The sequence below is a fragment of the Streptomyces sp. ADI95-16 genome (genome assembly GCF_003721495.1).
GTDB classification, from domain to species: domain Bacteria; phylum Actinomycetota; class Actinomycetes; order Streptomycetales; family Streptomycetaceae; genus Streptomyces; species Streptomyces goshikiensis.
In genome coordinates this window covers 5,071,555-5,087,260 of the sequence record NZ_CP033581.1, presented here as the reverse complement: position 1 = coordinate 5,087,260, position 15,706 = coordinate 5,071,555, and the positions used below count along the sequence as shown (strand labels likewise).

16 protein-coding genes are annotated in these 15,706 nt (G+C 74.0%); 8 read left to right on the top strand and 8 right to left on the bottom strand.

What is annotated here, in order from left to right; translation table 11 throughout:
• The first annotated feature begins 172 nt into the window (after positions 1-172).
• The 3 genes from EES41_RS22785 to EES41_RS22775 all read left to right on the top strand — a co-directional run bounded on the left by EES41_RS22785 (position 173) and on the right by EES41_RS22775 (position 1,498).
• A complete protein-coding gene (locus EES41_RS22785; protein ID WP_123080089.1) occupies positions 173-694 on the top strand; it encodes a MarR family winged helix-turn-helix transcriptional regulator in 522 nt (173 codons plus the stop codon).
• Between the two features lie 67 nt (positions 695-761).
• The gene (locus EES41_RS22780) at positions 762-1,250 is read left to right on the top strand and encodes a sigma factor-like helix-turn-helix DNA-binding protein (RefSeq protein ID WP_123080088.1); all 489 of its coding nucleotides are present in this window, start codon (positions 762-764) and stop codon (positions 1,248-1,250) included.
• The gene (locus EES41_RS22775; protein ID WP_123080087.1) at positions 1,247-1,498 is read left to right on the top strand and encodes a hypothetical protein; all 252 of its coding nucleotides are present in this window, start codon (positions 1,247-1,249) and stop codon (positions 1,496-1,498) included. The genes EES41_RS22780 and EES41_RS22775 overlap by 4 nt, the downstream gene beginning before the upstream one ends.
• A 273-nt stretch (positions 1,499-1,771) precedes the next feature.
• Here the strand turns inward: EES41_RS22775 and EES41_RS22770 are convergent, their stop codons facing one another.
• A complete protein-coding gene (locus EES41_RS22770) occupies positions 1,772-2,929 on the bottom strand; it encodes a cystathionine gamma-synthase (RefSeq protein ID WP_008737495.1) in 1,158 nt (385 codons plus the stop codon).
• 68 nt (positions 2,930-2,997) lie between these two features.
• Between EES41_RS22770 and EES41_RS22765 the strand changes: the two genes are divergently transcribed.
• From EES41_RS22765 to msrA, 3 genes are all read left to right on the top strand, one after another.
• Entirely contained in the window at positions 2,998-4,101 is a 1,104-nt protein-coding gene (locus EES41_RS22765) for a hypothetical protein (RefSeq protein WP_123080086.1), read from the top strand.
• Positions 4,102-4,370: 269 nt separating this feature from the next.
• Positions 4,371-5,516 (top strand): hypothetical protein, encoded by a 1,146-nt coding sequence (locus tag EES41_RS22760; RefSeq protein WP_123080085.1) that lies wholly within the window; start codon positions 4,371-4,373, stop codon positions 5,514-5,516.
• Between the two features lie 85 nt (positions 5,517-5,601).
• Positions 5,602-6,273, top strand: coding sequence for a peptide-methionine (S)-S-oxide reductase MsrA (msrA, locus tag EES41_RS22755; RefSeq protein WP_123080084.1), 672 nt, complete (start codon positions 5,602-5,604; stop codon positions 6,271-6,273).
• A 57-nt stretch (positions 6,274-6,330) separates the two neighbouring features.
• Here msrA and EES41_RS22750 read toward each other — a convergent pair whose 3' ends face one another.
• Entirely contained in the window at positions 6,331-7,377 is a 1,047-nt protein-coding gene (locus EES41_RS22750; RefSeq protein ID WP_123080083.1) for an NAD(P)-dependent alcohol dehydrogenase, read from the bottom strand.
• Between the two features lie 169 nt (positions 7,378-7,546).
• Here EES41_RS22750 and EES41_RS22745 point away from each other — a divergent pair, with 169 nt between their 5' ends.
• Positions 7,547-8,497, top strand: coding sequence for a helix-turn-helix domain-containing protein (locus EES41_RS22745; protein ID WP_123080082.1), 951 nt, complete (start codon positions 7,547-7,549; stop codon positions 8,495-8,497).
• Here EES41_RS22745 and EES41_RS22740 read toward each other — a convergent pair.
• From EES41_RS22740 to EES41_RS22730, 3 genes are all read right to left on the bottom strand, one after another.
• Positions 8,487-9,479 carry a GNAT family N-acetyltransferase gene (locus tag EES41_RS22740; protein WP_123080081.1) on the bottom strand — a complete coding sequence of 331 codons (993 nt, stop codon included), beginning with the start codon at positions 9,477-9,479 and terminating at the stop codon, positions 8,487-8,489. The genes EES41_RS22745 and EES41_RS22740 overlap by 11 nt on opposite strands.
• 263 nt (positions 9,480-9,742) lie before the next feature.
• Complete coding sequence (locus EES41_RS22735; RefSeq protein WP_123080080.1) at positions 9,743-11,002, bottom strand: Ig-like domain-containing protein; 1,260 nt, start codon at positions 11,000-11,002, stop codon at positions 9,743-9,745.
• Between the two features lie 155 nt (positions 11,003-11,157).
• Complete coding sequence (locus EES41_RS22730) at positions 11,158-11,439, bottom strand: hypothetical protein (RefSeq protein WP_254211543.1); 282 nt, start codon at positions 11,437-11,439, stop codon at positions 11,158-11,160.
• 163 nt (positions 11,440-11,602) lie between these two features.
• Between EES41_RS22730 and EES41_RS42355 the strand changes: the two genes are divergently transcribed.
• Complete coding sequence (locus EES41_RS42355; RefSeq protein ID WP_216827264.1) at positions 11,603-12,055, top strand: hypothetical protein; 453 nt, start codon at positions 11,603-11,605, stop codon at positions 12,053-12,055.
• An 86-nt stretch (positions 12,056-12,141) separates the two neighbouring features.
• On the opposite strand, the gene hutH is transcribed toward EES41_RS42355, so the two are convergent.
• The 3 genes from hutH to EES41_RS22710 form a co-directional block, all read right to left on the bottom strand.
• On the bottom strand, positions 12,142-13,683 hold the full coding sequence (gene hutH / locus EES41_RS22720; RefSeq protein WP_123080079.1) for a histidine ammonia-lyase: 1,542 nt from the start codon (positions 13,681-13,683) through the stop codon (positions 12,142-12,144).
• 51 nt (positions 13,684-13,734) lie between these two features.
• Positions 13,735-14,838: a GGDEF domain-containing protein gene (locus tag EES41_RS22715; RefSeq protein ID WP_123080078.1), complete on the bottom strand. Its 1,104-nt coding sequence runs from the start codon at positions 14,836-14,838 to the stop codon at positions 13,735-13,737.
• Between the two features lie 66 nt (positions 14,839-14,904).
• The gene (locus tag EES41_RS22710; RefSeq protein WP_123080077.1) at positions 14,905-15,696 is read right to left on the bottom strand and encodes an enoyl-CoA hydratase/isomerase family protein; all 792 of its coding nucleotides are present in this window, start codon (positions 15,694-15,696) and stop codon (positions 14,905-14,907) included.
• Between the last annotated feature and the right edge of the window lie 10 nt (positions 15,697-15,706).

Sequence of the window (15,706 nt, the reverse complement as noted above, 5' to 3'; positions counted from 1 at the left end):
GGCGGGACGTGTCCGACAGGTCCGGCAGGGGCGAAATCCCGCCAGCCGGAACAGCCTCTCCGGTCGGTTCTGAAGTGCCCGCACGAGTTCTCGTACGAGCCGTACGGGCCGCCGTACGGCCGCGTACTCTGTCCCCCATCCTTGTCCGACCACGCGAAGAGAGCCCACGGCCATGCCCTCCAACCCGGCCAATTCCGATCTGCCCGCGCAGACCGAGGCACCCGCCGGAGCCGGTCTCCTCGACGCGCTCCAGCACCAGGTGGCGGTCTTCGCCCGCCGGGCCGAACAGACCCGCCTGGGCGGGGTCGGCCAGGCCCGCAACTCGATGGACCGCGCCGCGTACCTGCTGCTCAACCGGCTCGACCTGGAAGGCCCGATGGGCGTCAAGGCGCTCGCGTGCGGCATGGGCATCGACTCGTCCACCGTCACCCGCCAGGTCGCGCCGCTGGTCGACAGCGGGCTGGTCAAGCGCACCTCGCACCCCGAGGACGGCCGGGCCGTGGTGCTCGCCCTGTCGCCGCGCGGGCTGGCCCGGCTGGAGGAAGTGCGGTCCTCGCGGCGCGAGCTGATGGCCCGTGTGACCGACGGCTGGAGCGAGGGCGAGCGCGAGTCCTTCACCGGGCTCCTCACCCGTTTCAACGTCTCGCTGTCCGAGCTGATGGCCGCGGTCGCCGACGCCGGACCCGCCTCCTGAGAACCGGTCGAGGCGGGTGCGTCCCGCCTCTTGACCCGGGTGGTCCCACCGGCCGCAGTATGAGGCCGTGGACCACCGAGCCGGCCCCTACGCGGAGTTCGAGGCCTTCGTCGCGGGCGCGGCGGGGCGGCTGCTGCACGTCGCGGTCCTGCTGACCGCCGAGGCGGACCCGGCGTCGGGCGCCGAGTGCCCCGTCGCGCGCCGGCTCCTCGCGGGGGCGCTGGCGCGGACGTACGCGCACTGGGGGCGGGTGCGCGGCGACGACCCGTACGACGACACCCGCCGGGAGCTGTGCGCCCGGTACGCCCGCACCGCGCGCAGGTGTCCCGCCGGTACGGGGATCCTCGCCCGGCTGAGCCCGCCGGAGCGGCTGGTGCTGGTGCTGCGGGTGTACGAGGGGGTCGCGGAGGAGGTCGCCGCGGCGCAGCTGGGGCTGACGCCCGAGCGGGTGCGGGTGCTGTGCAACCGGGCGGTGTCGGCCATGCGGCCTGCCTCCGGCGGGACGTCGGCCTCCGGGGCACCGGCCTCCGGCCGGGGTGCGGCGGGCGCCGCATGAGCATGCCGGACCGCAAGGAGATCCAGGTCAGGGAGCTGCTGGAGGGGCCGCACCCGGTGGTCCCGGCCGGGCTGGCGGCGAGCGCCGCCGAGCGCGGGGACCGGCTGCTGCGGCGCCGCCGCGCGGCCGGCCGGTTCGGCTGGACGGTGCTGTTGGCGGCGGTGGCCGCCTTCACCGTCTGGGCCGTGCTGACCCACCCCTGGACCGTCCCGCCGAGCGGCATCTCCCCGCCCCTGGAGGGCTGGTAGCCCGGCCGGGCGGCGAACCCGGGGCGAGCCCGGGCGACGAACCCGCAGCCCGGCCCGGGCGGCGGGCCCAGGGTCCGGCCCGACGGCGAACCCCGAGCGGCGGACCCGGGACACGGCCCCACGGCGAACCCGGGCGGCGAGCCCGGGCGACGGACCCGGAGCCCGGCCCGGGCAGCGAACCCGAGGCACGGCCCGGGCGACGAGCCCAGGCGGCGAGCCCAGGGCCGGCCCGGCGCGGGGCGCGGCCGGGCGGGCGGGCGCGCCCCGGCGGGTCTAGCCCAGGGCCTGGGTCAGGTCCGCGAGGAGGTCGTCGGCGTTCTCGATGCCGACGGAGATGCGGACCAGGTCGCCCGGGACCTCCAGCGCCGAACCGGCCACCGAGGCGTGGGTCATGCGGCCCGGGTGCTCGATGAGCGACTCGACGCCGCCGAGGGACTCGCCCAGGGTGAACAGCTTGGCGCGGTTGCAGACCTCGACGGCCGCCTCTTCGCCGCCGGCGACCTGGAAGGAGATCATGCCGCCGAAGGAACGCATCTGCTTGGCGGCGATGTCGTGGCCCGGGTGGTCGGGCAGGCCCGGGTAGAGGACCTTCGTGACCTTCGGGTGGCGGGTCAGCATGTCGGCGACCTTCGTCGCGTTGTCCGAGTGCCGGTCCATGCGCACGGCCAGCGTCTTGATGCCGCGCAGCACGATCCAGGAGTCGAAGGGACCGGCGACCGCGCCCATCGCGTTCTGGTGGTAGGCCAGTTCCTCGCCGACCGCCGCGTCGGCGGCGATCAGCGCGCCGCCGACCACGTCGGAGTGGCCGCCCATGTACTTGGTCAGCGAGTGCACGACCACGTCCGCGCCGAGCGCGAGGGGCTGCTGGAGGTAGGGGGAGGCGAAGGTGTTGTCCACGACCAGCTTGGCGCCGGCCGACCGCGCGATGTCGGCGACGACGGCGATGTCGGTGATGCCGAGCAGCGGGTTGGAGGGGGTCTCGACCCAGATGACCTTCGTCTTCGGGGTGAGGGCGGCCCGTACGGACGCCGGGTCGGAGGTGTCGGCCACCGACCACTCCACGCCCCAGCGGGAGACGACCTTGGCGAAGAGGCGGAACGTGCCGCCGTACGCGTCGTTCGGGATGACCACGTGGTCGCCCGGGGAGAGCAGCGTACGCAGCAGGCAGTCCTCGGCGGCGAGCCCGGACGCGAAGGCGAGGCCGCGCCGGCCGCCCTCCAGCGCCGCGAGGTTCTCCTCCAGCGCGGTCCGGGTCGGGTTGCCGCTGCGGCTGTACTCGTAACCGCCGCGCAGCCCGCCGACGCCGTCCTGCTTGTAGGTGGACACCTGGTAGATGGGCGGTACGACCGCGCCCGTCAGCGGGTCCGCGGTGTTGCCCGCGTGGATCGCGCGGGTCTCGAAGCTCTGGTGCTCGTGGCTGTCGTCGCTCATGGGCTGATGCTATGCCCCGTCGGTCGGGCATTGGCCTTCGGCCGGGTACGTCTGGTTCGCTTGGGGCCATGGAGATTCTCTGGATCCTGATCGCGATGGCCATGCTCGTGGTCATCATGGGGCCGTACCTGAGGCGCAGGCGCGCCGGCATCCGCCTGGCCGTGCCCGGCAGCAGCGACGCGGCGGATCCGGAGAACTACGGCTTCGCCCGCCAGGAGCAGCTCGACATCCGCGTCCCCGGGCCCGACGAGGACCTGATGGACGCCCTGGAGAACGTCCGGCGCACCGGGCAGTGGCAGGCGGCCTCGCAGCTGCTGGCCGGGACCCCGAGGCAGGGCGAGCGGCGCTGGCAGCGCGTGCAGGCCTTCGGCGGCGCGGCGGCGCTGGAGCTGGTGGAACAGCCGGGCGCGGGCGCCCCGTGGCTGAAGGCGTGGCGGCTGGAGGCGGAGAAGGACCCGGGCGGCGCGCAGGTGCACGCGGAGCTGCTGGTGCAGCAGGCCTGGCGGGCCTCGGGCGGGGTCGGCTCGGCCGACCACCGGATCATCCTGGAGGAGGCCCGCGAGGCCTGCCGCAAGGCCGCGCTGCTGGCGCCGGGGGACCCGGTCCCGTACATCACGGAGCTGGCGGTCGCGCGGGCGCTGGGGTACTCGGAGGCGGAGTTCGACGCCCTCTGGGCGAAGATCATCGACCGGGCGCCGGAGCACATGGGCGCGCACCTGGCGGCCCTGCACTACTGGTGCGAGAAGTGGCACGGCTCGCGGGAGAAGGCCGACGCGTTCGCGCAGACGGCGGCCGCCCGGGCGCCGCGGGGCTCGCTGCTGGCGGCCCTGCCGCTGTTCGCGGTGTACGAGCACGTCCCGGAGGTGGTGCTGACGAACTTCTGGGGCAGCGCGACCGTGACGCGGGCGGTGGAGGGCGCGCTGTACGCGGTGGGCACCGCGCGCCCGGACGACCCGATGTCGGCGCACGTACGGCACATGCTGCTGTGGTGCCTGGTGCCGATGGGGCGTTGGGCGGAGGCGATGGAGCAGGTGCGCCACGTGGACGGCTACGTGGGCGCGCTGCCGTGGTCCTTCTCGGACGACCCGGCGGAGATGTACGCGGTCTACCGCGCCCTGGCGGTGGCGGGCTACGAGGCGAACGGCGGGTCCCCGGCGACACTGCCGCTGTGACGCCCCGGCTCTGACGGCCCGGCTCCAACGACGAACAGGCTCCGCCGAACAGGCTCCGGCGACCCGGCCCCCACGGGGCAAAACCACAGCTCATAGGGTGCGCGTAACAACGCACCAGCCCGTGGGGGGATCTTTCATATGGGCGCAACCTTGCGCGCCGAGCGCGCTCCAGTCCTGCACGCGGGATTCCGCCCGCCCGGCCCCGTCCCGCCGGCGGCCCTCGCGGACCAGTCCGAGACCGAACCCCTGCGGAAGCCGGTGCTTGCCCCGTGACCCTCCCGATCCTGCTCGGCGTGCTGCTGCTCGGCGTGCTGCTGCTCGCCGGCGCCGCCGCCCTGTACGCGCTGCGCGGCGTCCGCCCGGCCCGGGCCGTCACCGGGGCCGGGGAAGCCGGAGCAGCCGTCGCGGCCGACGAGGCCGGCCTGAAGTCCCGCCGGGCGGCGGAGGTGGTCGCGCTGGGCTTCGTACCGGAGGCGGAGCTCGACACCGCCCACCCGGCGCCCGTACCGGCGGAGCGGACCGCGGTCCTCGCGGCGCTGGCCGACGGGGACTGGGAGGTCGGCGCCGCCTACCTGAAAGCGGCCGGCCGGGACTGGGAGGAGCGCTGGCTGCGCGTGCGCGTGCTGGCCGGGGCGGCCGCCGGGGACGACGGCTGGCTCCGGGCCTGGCGCGAGGCCAAGCCCTCCCACCCGGCGATGGCGCTGGTCGCCGCCGACACGGCCGTGATGGTCGCGTGGAACGCGCGCGGCGAGGGGGCGGCCGGCGACATCGCCGAGGAGCGGCTGCGGATCTTCCACGACCTGCTGGAGAAGGCGAAGACGGCCGCCCGGCAGGCCCAGCGGGTGGCGGATCCGGCGGACCCGGTCCCGTACATGGTCGAGCAGTCCGTCGGCATCGGCCTGGCCTACTCCCACGAGGACTACGAGGAGCTGTGGGCGCAGATCACGGCGCGCGGCCCGAAGGTGCTGACGGCGCACACGCACGCCCTGCAGTACTGGTGCCGCAAGTGGCACGGCTCCCACGAGCTGGCGCTGTCCTTCGCCCGGGAGTCGGCGGCCGGCGGCGAGCCGGGCGAACTGCTGACGCTGCTCCCGCTCCTCGCCTACTTCGAGCAGGACGCGCACGACCCGGAGCTGACCGCGGAGGTGTTCTACAAGGCGCCGGAGATCCGCGAGGCGGTGGACGCGGCCCTCGCCGACCTGGCGGCGGCCGACCCGGACGACCCGCGGGCCGTGCGGATGCGGCACATGCTGGCGTACCTGCTGTTCTGGCAGGACCGGGACGCGGCGGCCGTCGAGCAGTTCCGGCACGTCGACGGGCACATCGGGGCGCCGCCGTGGTCGTACGCGGCCAGCCCGAGGTCCCGGTACGTGTACGCGCGGGACTGGGCGGTACGGGTCACCGCGCCGGGCTGAGCGGACGGTCGAGGCGGCGGTGGCGGCGGTCCGGGGAATCCCGGGCCGCCGTCTCCCGTTAACGGGAGACCACTAGGAGGGAATCATGTTCTCGTACCGCCGCACGCCCGAGCTCCCCACCCGCGAGGAGGCCCTGACGGGCCGCGCGACCCCCCTGTTCGACCTCCCCGCCACGCACACCGTCCTGGGCAACCCCCTCGCCGGCCCGTACCCCGCGGGGCTGCGGGTCGCGGACTTCGGCCTGGGCTGTTTCTGGGGCGCGGAGCGCAAGTTCTGGGAGACCCCCGGGGTGTGGACGACGCTGGCCGGCTACCAGGGCGGCTTCACCGAGAACCCGACGTACGAGGAGGTCTGCTCCGGCATGACCGGCCACACGGAGGTCGTCCGCGTGGTCTTCGACCCGGAGCTGGTCCCGTACGCCACCCTGCTGAAGCTGTTCTGGGAGTCCCACAACCCGACCCAGGGCTTCCGCCAGGGCAACGACGTGGGCACCCAGTACCGCTCGGCGATCTACACCCACTCCCCCGACCAGCAGGCGGAGGCCGAGGCCTCCCGCGCGGCCTACCAGCGCGTCCTCACGGGCGCGGGCCACGGGGAGATCACCACGGCGGTCCTGCCGGCCGCGGAGCGCCCCTTCTGGCCGGCGGAGGCCTACCACCAGCAGTACCTCGACAAGAACCCGGCGGGCTACTGCGGCATCGGCGGCACGGGCGTCTCCTGCCCGATCGGCGTGGCCCAGGCGCCGGCTGCCGAGTGATGTGACCCGACCCCGCCCCGCCCGCTCTTCGGTGGGCGGGGTGCGGGGCGCCGGGGATCAGATCGTCGAGGTGTCGATCACGAAGCGGTAGCGGACGTCGCTCGCCAGGACGCGCTCGTAGGCCTCGTTGATCTCGTCGGCGCGGATCAGCTCGATCTCCGAGCCGAGGCCGTGCTCGGCGCAGAAGTCCAGCATCTCCTGGGTCTCGGCGATGCCGCCGATCATCGAGCCGGCCAGGGTCTTGCGGCCGCCGATCACGGAGAACAGGTTCAGCGCGACCGGCTCCTCCGGGGCGCCCACGTTGACCAGCGCGCCGTCCACCCGCAGCAGGCCCAGGTACGCGCCCAGGTCCAGCGGCGCGGAGACCGTCGACAGGATCAGGTCGAAGCTGCCGGCGAGCTTCTCGAAGGTGGTCTCGTCGCTCGTGGCGTAGTAGTGCGAGGCGCCCAGCTTCAGGCCGTCCTCGCGCTTGCGCAGCGACTGCGACAGGACGGTGACCTCCGCGCCCAGGGCGTGCGCGATCTTCACGCCCATGTGGCCGAGGCCGCCCAGGCCGACCACCGCGACCTTCTTGCCCGGGCCCGCCTGCCAGTGCTTCAGCGGGGAGTAGAGGGTGATGCCCGCGCACAGCAGCGGGGCGGCGACGTCGAGGGCGAGGCCGTCGGGTATGCGGACGGTGTAGTTCTCGTCGACGACGATGTGCGACGAGTAGCCGCCGTACGTGCGCTCGCCCCGCCGGTCGACGGCGTTGTACGTGCCGGTGATGCCCTCGACGCAGTACTGCTCCTGCCCGGCCAGGCAGTACTCGCACTCCCGGCAGGTGTCGACGATGCAGCCGACGCCGACCCGGTCGCCGACCGCGAACCGCGTGACCTCCGGGCCGACTTCGGCGACCACACCGGCGATCTCGTGCCCCGGGACCATCGGGTACAGGCCCTCGCCCCAGCCGTCGCGGACCTGGTGGATGTCGGAGTGGCAGATGCCGGCGTACTTGATGTCGATGAGCACGTCGTGCGCGCCGACCGGCCGGCGCGGCACGGTGGTGCGCTCCAGCGGGGCCTTCGCGGCCGGTGCGGCGTAGGCGGCGACCTGGGTGACGGTCATGGGGGTGCTCCTCGGGGTGTGGCGTGGCCATGGGTGGTGCCGCATCGAACGATGCCCGGTCCGGGGCGGGCCTCCCAGCCCCCTGTCCTGCCTATGACCGGCGTTCCTACCACTGGCGGGGTCAGGAACAAGCCGCCGCGGGCCCGTCCCGGCCGGGGATAATCGGGGCATGGACCAGCGTGATCAGCGAGCCGAACTGGGCGAGTTCCTCCGCTCCCGCCGCGCGCGGCTGCGCCCCGAGGACGTGGGCCTGCCGGACTACGGGCGCCACCGCCGGGTGCCGGGGCTGCGCCGGGAGGAGCTGGCTCAGCTGGCGGGGGTCTCCGTCGCGTACTACACGCGGCTGGAGCAGGGACACGGCCAGAACGTGTCGGCGGAGGTCCTGGACTCGATCGCGCGGGCGCTGCGCCTGGACGGCACGGAGTCGGCGCACCTGACCCACCTGGCGAGCCCGCGCACCCGGATGCGCCGCCCGTACGCCCGTACGGAACAGGTCCGGCCGGAGCTGCGGGCGCTCATGGACGCGATGGAGGGCGTACCGGCGTACCTGGTGGGGCGGCGGCTGGACGTCATCGCCTGGAACGGGCTGGGCGCGGCGGTCTTCGGGGACTTCGGCGCGCTGCCGCCGCAGGAGCGCAACCTCGTCCGGCAGGTGTTCCTGGACGAGGCGATGGGCGACCTGTACCGGGACTGGGAGTGCCGGGCCTGCCAGGTGGTGAGCAATCTGCGGATCTACGCCGGCCGGCACGCGGAGGACGAGCAGCTGTCGGCGCTGGTCGGGGAGCTGTCGGTGAAGAGCCAGCGGTTCCGCGAGCTGTGGGCGGCGCACACGCTGGCGGACAACAAGACGCGCGGGGTGATGGCGCTGCGGCACCCGGTGGTGGGCGAGCTGGACCTGGCCTTCGAGACCCTGGCCCTGCCCGACGGCTCGGCGCAGTCCCTGGTCGCCTTCCACGCGCCCCCGGGATCCCCCTCGGCGGACGCCCTGCGCCTGCTGGCCTCTTGGTCGGCGCCGATGGCCGGTTCCGCCTCCTCGGGCTCCCCGGCCTCCTCCGGCGCCTCGGAACAGCCCGCCGGGCGCGCGACGAAGCCCCCCGGCTCCGGCCCCGTCAGAGCCTGAGCTGGAACACCGCCGCCCCGCGCTCGCGGCGGTAGCCGAGGGCCTCGTTGAGCGCCCGCATCGGGGTGTTCTCGTCCGCCACCGTCGTGTCGACGTACCGCAGCCCGGGGTGGCGCAGCCGGGCCTCCGCCAGCATCCGCAGCTTCACCGCCCGGCCGAGGCCCCGGCCCCGGTGCGCGGGGACGACCACGGTGTCGTACTGCACGGCCCGCGTCCCCTCCGGGTCCGCGAGGACGAGCTCCGTGTACGCGGCGACCTCCCCGGCCGGCGTGAGCGCCGCGACCGTCAGGAAGCGGCCGCCGCGGTCGAGGACGAGGCGCTGCGCGGCGTGCAGGCGATCCGCCGTCCAGGACACGACCTTCTCGTCCATGTCCCCGCTCGGCGCGTCCTCCATCGCCCCGTGGGCGGCGGCCAGCGACGCCGCGTGGCCGTCGGGGCTCAGGCCGGGCCAGCAGTGCAGCGCGTAGCCGGGGCCGGTCTCCGGCCCGCCGGGCACCTCGGGCACCTCGGGCAGCTCGGGCAGCTCGGGCAGCTCGGGCAGCTCCTGCGCGTACCAGGCCATCGGCAGGACGTCCTCGAACCCGAGGGACCGCGCGAACGCCTCGCCCGGCCCCCCGGCGTCGAGGACGGCCGAGACGGAGGTACGGCCCTGGGCGAGCAGTTCCTCGCGGACCCGCGCCCACAGGGCCGTGCCCACACCGCGGCGGCGCGCGTCGGGGCGTACGGCGAGCACGTCCAGGAACGCGGTGTGGTCGTTGGCGCCGTCCGTGAACAGCAACAGCCCCGCCACGCCCCTGCCGTCCCCGTCCGCCCAGAGCGCGGCGCGGCCGCGCGCGGGCGCCACCTGGAGCCGGCCGGCCACCTCGACGCGGGCGGGGCCGGTCCGCCCCGGCAGGTCGGCGGCGCGGGCGGCGGCCAACACCGCCCGCCAGGCGTCCACTTCGGCGTCGGACGGGGGCACGGCGAGGGAACGGATCTTCATGCGCGGGATCCTAGGTCCTGTCGTCAAAGTGGCGCCGGTCAGGCCCGCGGCGTCCGGCGCCGTGCATCGCAAGGCGGAGGGACGCCCGTGTACTGGACGTACTCGGGCGTCCCGACAACGCGGCGAGGTGCGGTGCCGGGCGTCGCGGGCCAGGCGCCACTTTGACGACAGGGCCTAGCCGCGCCCCGGCGGGCACCGCCACCCGGAAACGACGGACGGCGGGGACCCCCCGGGGGTCCCCGCCGTCACCGCTCACGGATGTGTCAGGCGGCCGAGCCGGCCTTCCAGTCCGCCCAGCTCAGGTTCCAGCCGTTGAGGCCGTTCTCCGGCTTGATGGTCTTGTCCGGGGAGTTCACCACGGTGACCACGTCGCCGATGAGCGAGTTGTCGAAGAACCACGCGGCGGGCTGGCTCGGGTCGTTCGCGCCCTGCTTGTCGTTCAGGCCGACGCAGCCGTGGCTGGTGTTGGCCGAGCCGAACACCGAGTCGGGGCCCCAGTAGTTGCCGTGGATGAAGGTGCCGGAGTTCGACAGCCGCATCGCGTGCGGGACGTCCTTGATGTCGTACTCGCCCTTGCCGTCACCGTCGGTGAAGCCGACGGTGGCGCCGTTCATCCGGGTCTCCTTGAACTTCTCGGAGATCACCATCTGGCCGTTGTACGTCGGGTTCGCCGGGGAGCCCGCCGAGATCGGGATGGTCTTGAGGACCGCGCCGTCCCGGGTGACGGTCATCTTCTTCGTCTTCGCGTCGACCGTGGAGACCTGGCTCCGGCCGATCTTGAAGTTGACCGTCTTGTTCTGGACGCCCGCGATGCCCGGCGCGCCCTGCACGCCCTGGAGCGCGAGCTTCAGGGTGACGGTGGAGTTCGCCTTCCAGTACTCCTCCGGGCGGAAGTCCAGACGCTGCTCGCCGAACCAGTGGCCCACGACCTCCTGGCCGCTGCTGGAGGAGACGTTGATGGCCGCCTGGACGGCCTTCTTGTCCTTGATCGGCTTGTTGAACGTGATCGAGACCGGCATGCCCACGCCGACGGTCTGATCGGCCTCCGGCACGAACGAGCCGACGAAGGTGTTCTCCGGGGAGAGGGTGGTGAAGGAGGCGTTCTCGTGCGCCTCCTTGCCCTCGGTGTCCTTCGCGGTCGCCGACAGGGCGTACTTCGTGGAGCGCTTCAGCGCGGCGTCCGGCTTCCAGGTCTTTCCGTCGGCGGCTATCTTGCCGGTCACGGCAGCGCCCTCGGAGGTCTTCAGCTCGACCTGGGTGAGCGTGCCGTCGGTGACCGCGACGGTGGTGCCCTCGTTCAGCGCGATGTTGGTCGCGCCGTCCTTGGGGGTGATGACTATCTTCGCCTTAGAGGCGTCCTTGGCCGCCGCGGCGTCGACCTCCGCCTGGGACTTGGCGGTCGGTTCGCCGGCGCCCTTCGGGTCGTCTCCGCCGCCGTCGCACGCCGAAAGCACCAGCACGCCACCGAGTACGGCGGAGATGGCCACCAGGGACCTCCTCCGTCGCTTGCTGTCCGTCCTCACACGTCACTCCATCGTTGCCGGAACCCCGAGAGCCCCCGGCTCTCGCCGGAAGGCATCCCCACCCGGCAGGGGGGTGCACCCCCCTGCCTCGTCCGACGACGCATGATCGGCCCGGGCCGGTTCCACATCCCGTTCGAATGTGGGCCACCGCACGGTCAGGCGTTGTCGGTCTCTTCTTCTTCCCCATCTTCCCCGTCCATGTCCCACTCCATGGACTCGGGGTCGTATTCGACGGGCTCGCTGCTCCAGGAGGCCTGTACGAGCTCCACTCCGGGGATGCCCGCGACCAGGTCAGTGGGGTCGATCAGGTAGGCGAGGGCCTCCGATTCGTCCTGCCGGACGGCGGACTCGGCGTGGCCGCGCTCCTCGTCGGGCATGAACTCGTCGGCCTTGATGTGTTCCAGCGCCGCTCCGGTGAGTGCCTCAGCGTCAGGCACCTCAAGCACCAAATCAACCTGGAGACGGACAAATCGTGATGCTTCAGAAGGGTTCATACAACGGAGCGTAAGCCCGTGGGACCCCCGACTTTCCCGCGACCCGCCCCTTTGCTTAGCATCACCGCACACGGCCAATTCGCTGCTGCACCAAGGGGGATCGCACGTGTCCGCACGTCGACCGCTGCTCACCGCTCTGGGAGCGACCAGCCTCCTCGCCGCCCTCTGGTTCGTCCCCTCGGCGAACGCCACCGCCCCCGGGGACGCCGATACGCACACCACTCTGAACGCGCTGACCACCCAGACCCTGGACGCCCCCGCCACCGATCCCATCACCGCCCCCGCCGCCGGACCCGCCACGGATCCCGCCGCCGAGCCCGCCACCGATCCCGCTGCCGGACCCGCCACGGATCCCGCCGCCGATCCCGCCACCGCCCCCGCCACGGATCCCGTCGCCGGGCCCGGCGCGCCGGAGCCGCGCCCCGCGAGCGCGACCGCGCTCGCGCTCGCCGACACCGGCGGGGTGGACACCACCCCGTACCTGCTGGGCGGCACGCTCTGCCTGGGCCTCGGCGCCGGGTTCGTGGCGTTCTCGGTACGCCGCTCCCAGGCCGGGTAGCGGCCCGCGCGGGTCCCCGTACACGAAGGAAGGGCCGCCCCCGGGAATGATCCCGGGGGCGGCCCTTTCCACCGTCACGGGGCCGCTCAGGCGAGCGGGCCCGTCACCGGCTCGACGGCGGCGAGCAGCCCGCCCGAGCGGACGAACTCGTCGGCGGCCGCCAGGTCGGGGGCGAGGAAACGATCCGGCCCGGGGCCCTGCACACCGGCCGCGCGGGCCGCCGCGATGGCCGCGAGGCTCGCCGGGGCCGCGGTGAGCCCGTGCCGCAGCTCGATGGCGCGGGTGGCCGCGTACAGCTCGATGGCGATGATCCGCGTCAGGTTGTCGACGGCGGTACGGAGCTTGCGCGCCGCCGACCACCCCATGGAGACGTGGTCCTCCTGCATGGCGGAGGAGGGGATCGAGTCGGCGGAGGCCGGCACCGCGAGCCGCTTCATCTCGCTGACCAGGGCGGCCTGCGTGTACTGGGCGATCATCAGGCCGGAGTCCACGCCGGCGTCGTCCGCGAGGAACGGCGGCAGGCCGTGCGAGCGGTTCTTGTCGAGCAGGCGGTCCGTGCGGCGCTCGGCGATCGAGCCGAGGTCGGCGGCCGCGATGGCCAGGAAGTCCAGGACGTACGCGACCGGCGCGCCGTGGAAGTTGCCGTTGGACTCCACGCGGCCGTCGGGCAGCACGACCGGGTTGTCGACGGCGGAGGCCAGTTCGCGCGAGGCGACCAGGGCGGCGTGCGCCATGGTGTCGCGGCCGGCGCCGGCGACCTGGGGGGCGCAGCGCACCGAGTAGGCGTCCTGCACGCGCGGCGCGGTCTCCTCCTGGAAGTGGCGGACGAGCCCGGAACCCTTCAGGACGGCGGCCATGTTGGCGGCGGAGGCCCCCTGGCCGGGGTGCGGCCGGATGGCGTGCAGCTCGGGCTGGAGCACCTTCTCCGTACCGAGCAGCGCCTCCAGGGTCAGCGCGGCGGTGATGTCGGCGGACGTGTAGAGCTTGCCGAGGTCGGCGAGGGCCATGATCAGCATGCCGAGCATGCCGTCGGTGCCGTTGAGGAGGGCCAGGCCCTCCTTCTCGCGCAGTTCGACGGGCTCGATGCCGGCCTCGGCGAGCAGTTCCCCGGCGGGCCGGACGACCCCGTCCGGGCCCTCGGCGTCGCCCTCGCCCATGAGCGCGAGCGCGCAGTGGGAGAGCGGCGCGAGGTCGCCGGAGCAGCCGAGGGAGCCGTACTCGTGCACGACCGGCGTGATGCCGGCGTTGAGTACGTCGGCCATCGTCTGGGCGACGGACGGGCGCACGCCGGTGTGACCGGAGGCGACGGTCTTCAGGCGCAGGAACATCAGGGCGCGCACGACCTCCCGCTCGACGCGCGGGCCCATGCCGGCGGCGTGCGAGCGGACGATGTTGCGCTGGAGCTGGGCGCGCAGCTCGGGGCTGATGTGCCGGGAGGCGAGGGCGCCGAACCCGGTGGAAACCCCGTAGACCGGCTCGGGCTTGGCCGCCAGTGCGTCGACGATCCCGCGGGCGCGGGCCAGGGCGTCGAGCGCCTCGCCGGACAGCTCGACGCGCGCGTTGCCGCGGGCGACGGCGATGACATCCTCGGCGGTGGTCCCGGACGTCCCCACCACGACAGTGTGCATATCCATATTCAGCACCCTACGGACTGAATCGCTTCATGTCACTAGCAAGCCTCAGGCACGGCCGCGGAAGCGGCGCCGCTCGCCCGCACCTTCCTGGGCGGCATCCGCGAGGCGTACGACGGCGGTGTCCCGGCCCGCCACGACCGGCTGCACGGAGCGGGCGGCCTTCGCCTTGTACTGGGCGGCGTCGGCCAGCCGGAACAGCCGCCGGGAGGACTTCACCAGCCCGATCGGGTCCCCGGTGGAGGCCACCCCGCAGGCCACGCCCTCGCCCAGCTCCAGCCCGGCGGCGCGCCGGCACACCTCCTCGGTGACGCGCACCACCTCGTCGGCGGACGGCCCGACGCTCACCAGGCAGAACTCGTCACCGCCCAGCCGGGCCACGAGCGCGCCGGGCAGCATCGCGCCGCACAGGCTCAGAACGGACCCGAACCGCTCCAGCAGCCGGTCCCCCATGGCGTGCCCGAGGGTGTCGTTGACCTTCTTGAGCCCGTTCAGATCACACACGACAAGGCTCACGACGACCCCCGCGCGCCGGTGCTCCTCCAGGGCCTCGTCCAGCCGCATGTCAACGGCACGCCGGTTGGCGAGCCCGGTCAGGGGATCGGTGAACGCGAGCCGCCGGGCCTCTTCGAGCCGCTCGTTCTGCGCGAGCCCCGCCGCGACCACGGCGGCCAGCACGGTCGCGAATTCGGCATCGTCCGCATCGAACCCGGGCAGCCCCTGATCGCGCGCGACGTACAGCTCCCCCCAGGCCCGCCCGCTGAGCACGATGGGCGCGACCACACAGCTCCCGCGCCCCCGCCGCCGCAGCGCCTCGCCGCGCCGGCCGCCGCCCACGCCCACCACCCACGCATGGGGCCCGCCGCCCCCGACCCAGCGCTCGTGGAGGAACTCGGCGATCTCGGGGAAGTCGTGCACGGGATACGACTCGTCCTCGGGGAACTCCTCCTCGCCGAGGCGGCGCGCCCCCTCGTTCACGAGCACCCGGAGCCGGCCGCGTTCGCGCTCCCACGCGGAGATCGCGGCGAACGACCCGTCCATGGCCAGCCGCGCCCCGCGCGCGGCCGCGCGCACGCTGTCCCGCGGCGCGCAGGCGGCCGCCATGGCCTGCGCGAGCTCCACGACGGCCCGCAGCCGCCCGTCGACTCCCATCACCCCAGGTTAGGGAGTTTCCCCACTTCCGCCCCCGGACCACCGGGGGCGGGGGCGGGGTGTCGGCTACATGCCCGGCCACTCCGGGCGGCGCTTCTCGTTGAACGCGGCCACGCCCTCCGCCCGGTCGGCGGAGAAGGCGACCGTGCGCCAGGCCGCGTCCTCGATCTCCAGGCCGGCGGCCAGGTCCATGCCGTGGCCCAGGCGCAGCGCCCGCTTGGCCGCCCGCAGCCCCACCGGGGAGTTCGCCGTCATCCGCCCGGCCAGGGCAAGGGCCGCCTCGCGGTCCGTGCCCGCCGCCACCACCGAGTCCACCAGGCCCAGCGCCAGCGCCTCGGCCGCCTCCACCCGCCGCGCCGTGAAGATCAGCTCCGCGGCCCGCGCCGCGCCCACGCGCCGCGGCAGCAGCTGCGTACCGCCGCCGCCCGGGATGACCCCGACCGAGACCTCCGGCAGGCCGACGACCGCCGTCTCGTCGGCCACGATCACGTCACACGCCAGCGCCAGCTCGAAGCCGCCGCCCAGCGCGAACCCGTGCACCGCCGCGATCGTCGGCATCGGCAGCTCCAGCACACCCCCGTACGCGCCCCTCGTGGTCGGCCGCTGCCGCACCAGCTCCGCGTCCGACAGCGAGTTCCGCTCCTTGAGGTCCGCGCCGACGCAGAACGCCCGCTCGGCGGTCGAGGACACCACGACCACCCGCACCGACGCGTCCGCCGCGAGCGAGGCGCACGCCGAACCGATGGCCCGCGCCATCTGCGTCGACACCGCGTTCATCGCCTTCGGCCGGTCCAGGACCAGCTCGGCGACCCCGCCGTCGTGCCGGCGCACTGCCACGAACTCCGATACCTCAGGCACAGCGGACCCT

Bases quoted from the DNA above. Each gene is read 5' to 3' on its own strand.
- EES41_RS22785 (WP_123080089.1), top strand. From the start codon at position 173: ATGCCCTCCAACCCGGCCAATTCCGATCTGCCCGCGCAGACCGAGGCA.
- EES41_RS22745 (WP_123080082.1), top strand. From the start codon at position 7,547: ATGGACCAGCGTGATCAGCGAGCCGAACTGGGCGAGTTCCTCCGCTCC.
- EES41_RS22775 (WP_123080087.1), top strand. From the start codon at position 1,247: ATGAGCATGCCGGACCGCAAGGAGATCCAGGTCAGGGAGCTGCTGGAG.
- EES41_RS22715 (WP_123080078.1), bottom strand. From the start codon at position 14,838: ATGGGAGTCGACGGGCGGCTGCGGGCCGTCGTGGAGCTCGCGCAGGCC.
- EES41_RS22750 (WP_123080083.1), bottom strand. From the start codon at position 7,377: ATGACCGTCACCCAGGTCGCCGCCTACGCCGCACCGGCCGCGAAGGCC.
- msrA (WP_123080084.1), top strand. From the start codon at position 5,602: ATGTTCTCGTACCGCCGCACGCCCGAGCTCCCCACCCGCGAGGAGGCC.
- EES41_RS22740 (WP_123080081.1), bottom strand. From the start codon at position 9,479: ATGAAGATCCGTTCCCTCGCCGTGCCCCCGTCCGACGCCGAAGTGGAC.
- hutH (WP_123080079.1), bottom strand. From the start codon at position 13,683: ATGCACACTGTCGTGGTGGGGACGTCCGGGACCACCGCCGAGGATGTC.
- EES41_RS22765 (WP_123080086.1), top strand. From the start codon at position 2,998: ATGGAGATTCTCTGGATCCTGATCGCGATGGCCATGCTCGTGGTCATC.
- EES41_RS22770 (WP_008737495.1), bottom strand. From the start codon at position 2,929: ATGAGCGACGACAGCCACGAGCACCAGAGCTTCGAGACCCGCGCGATC.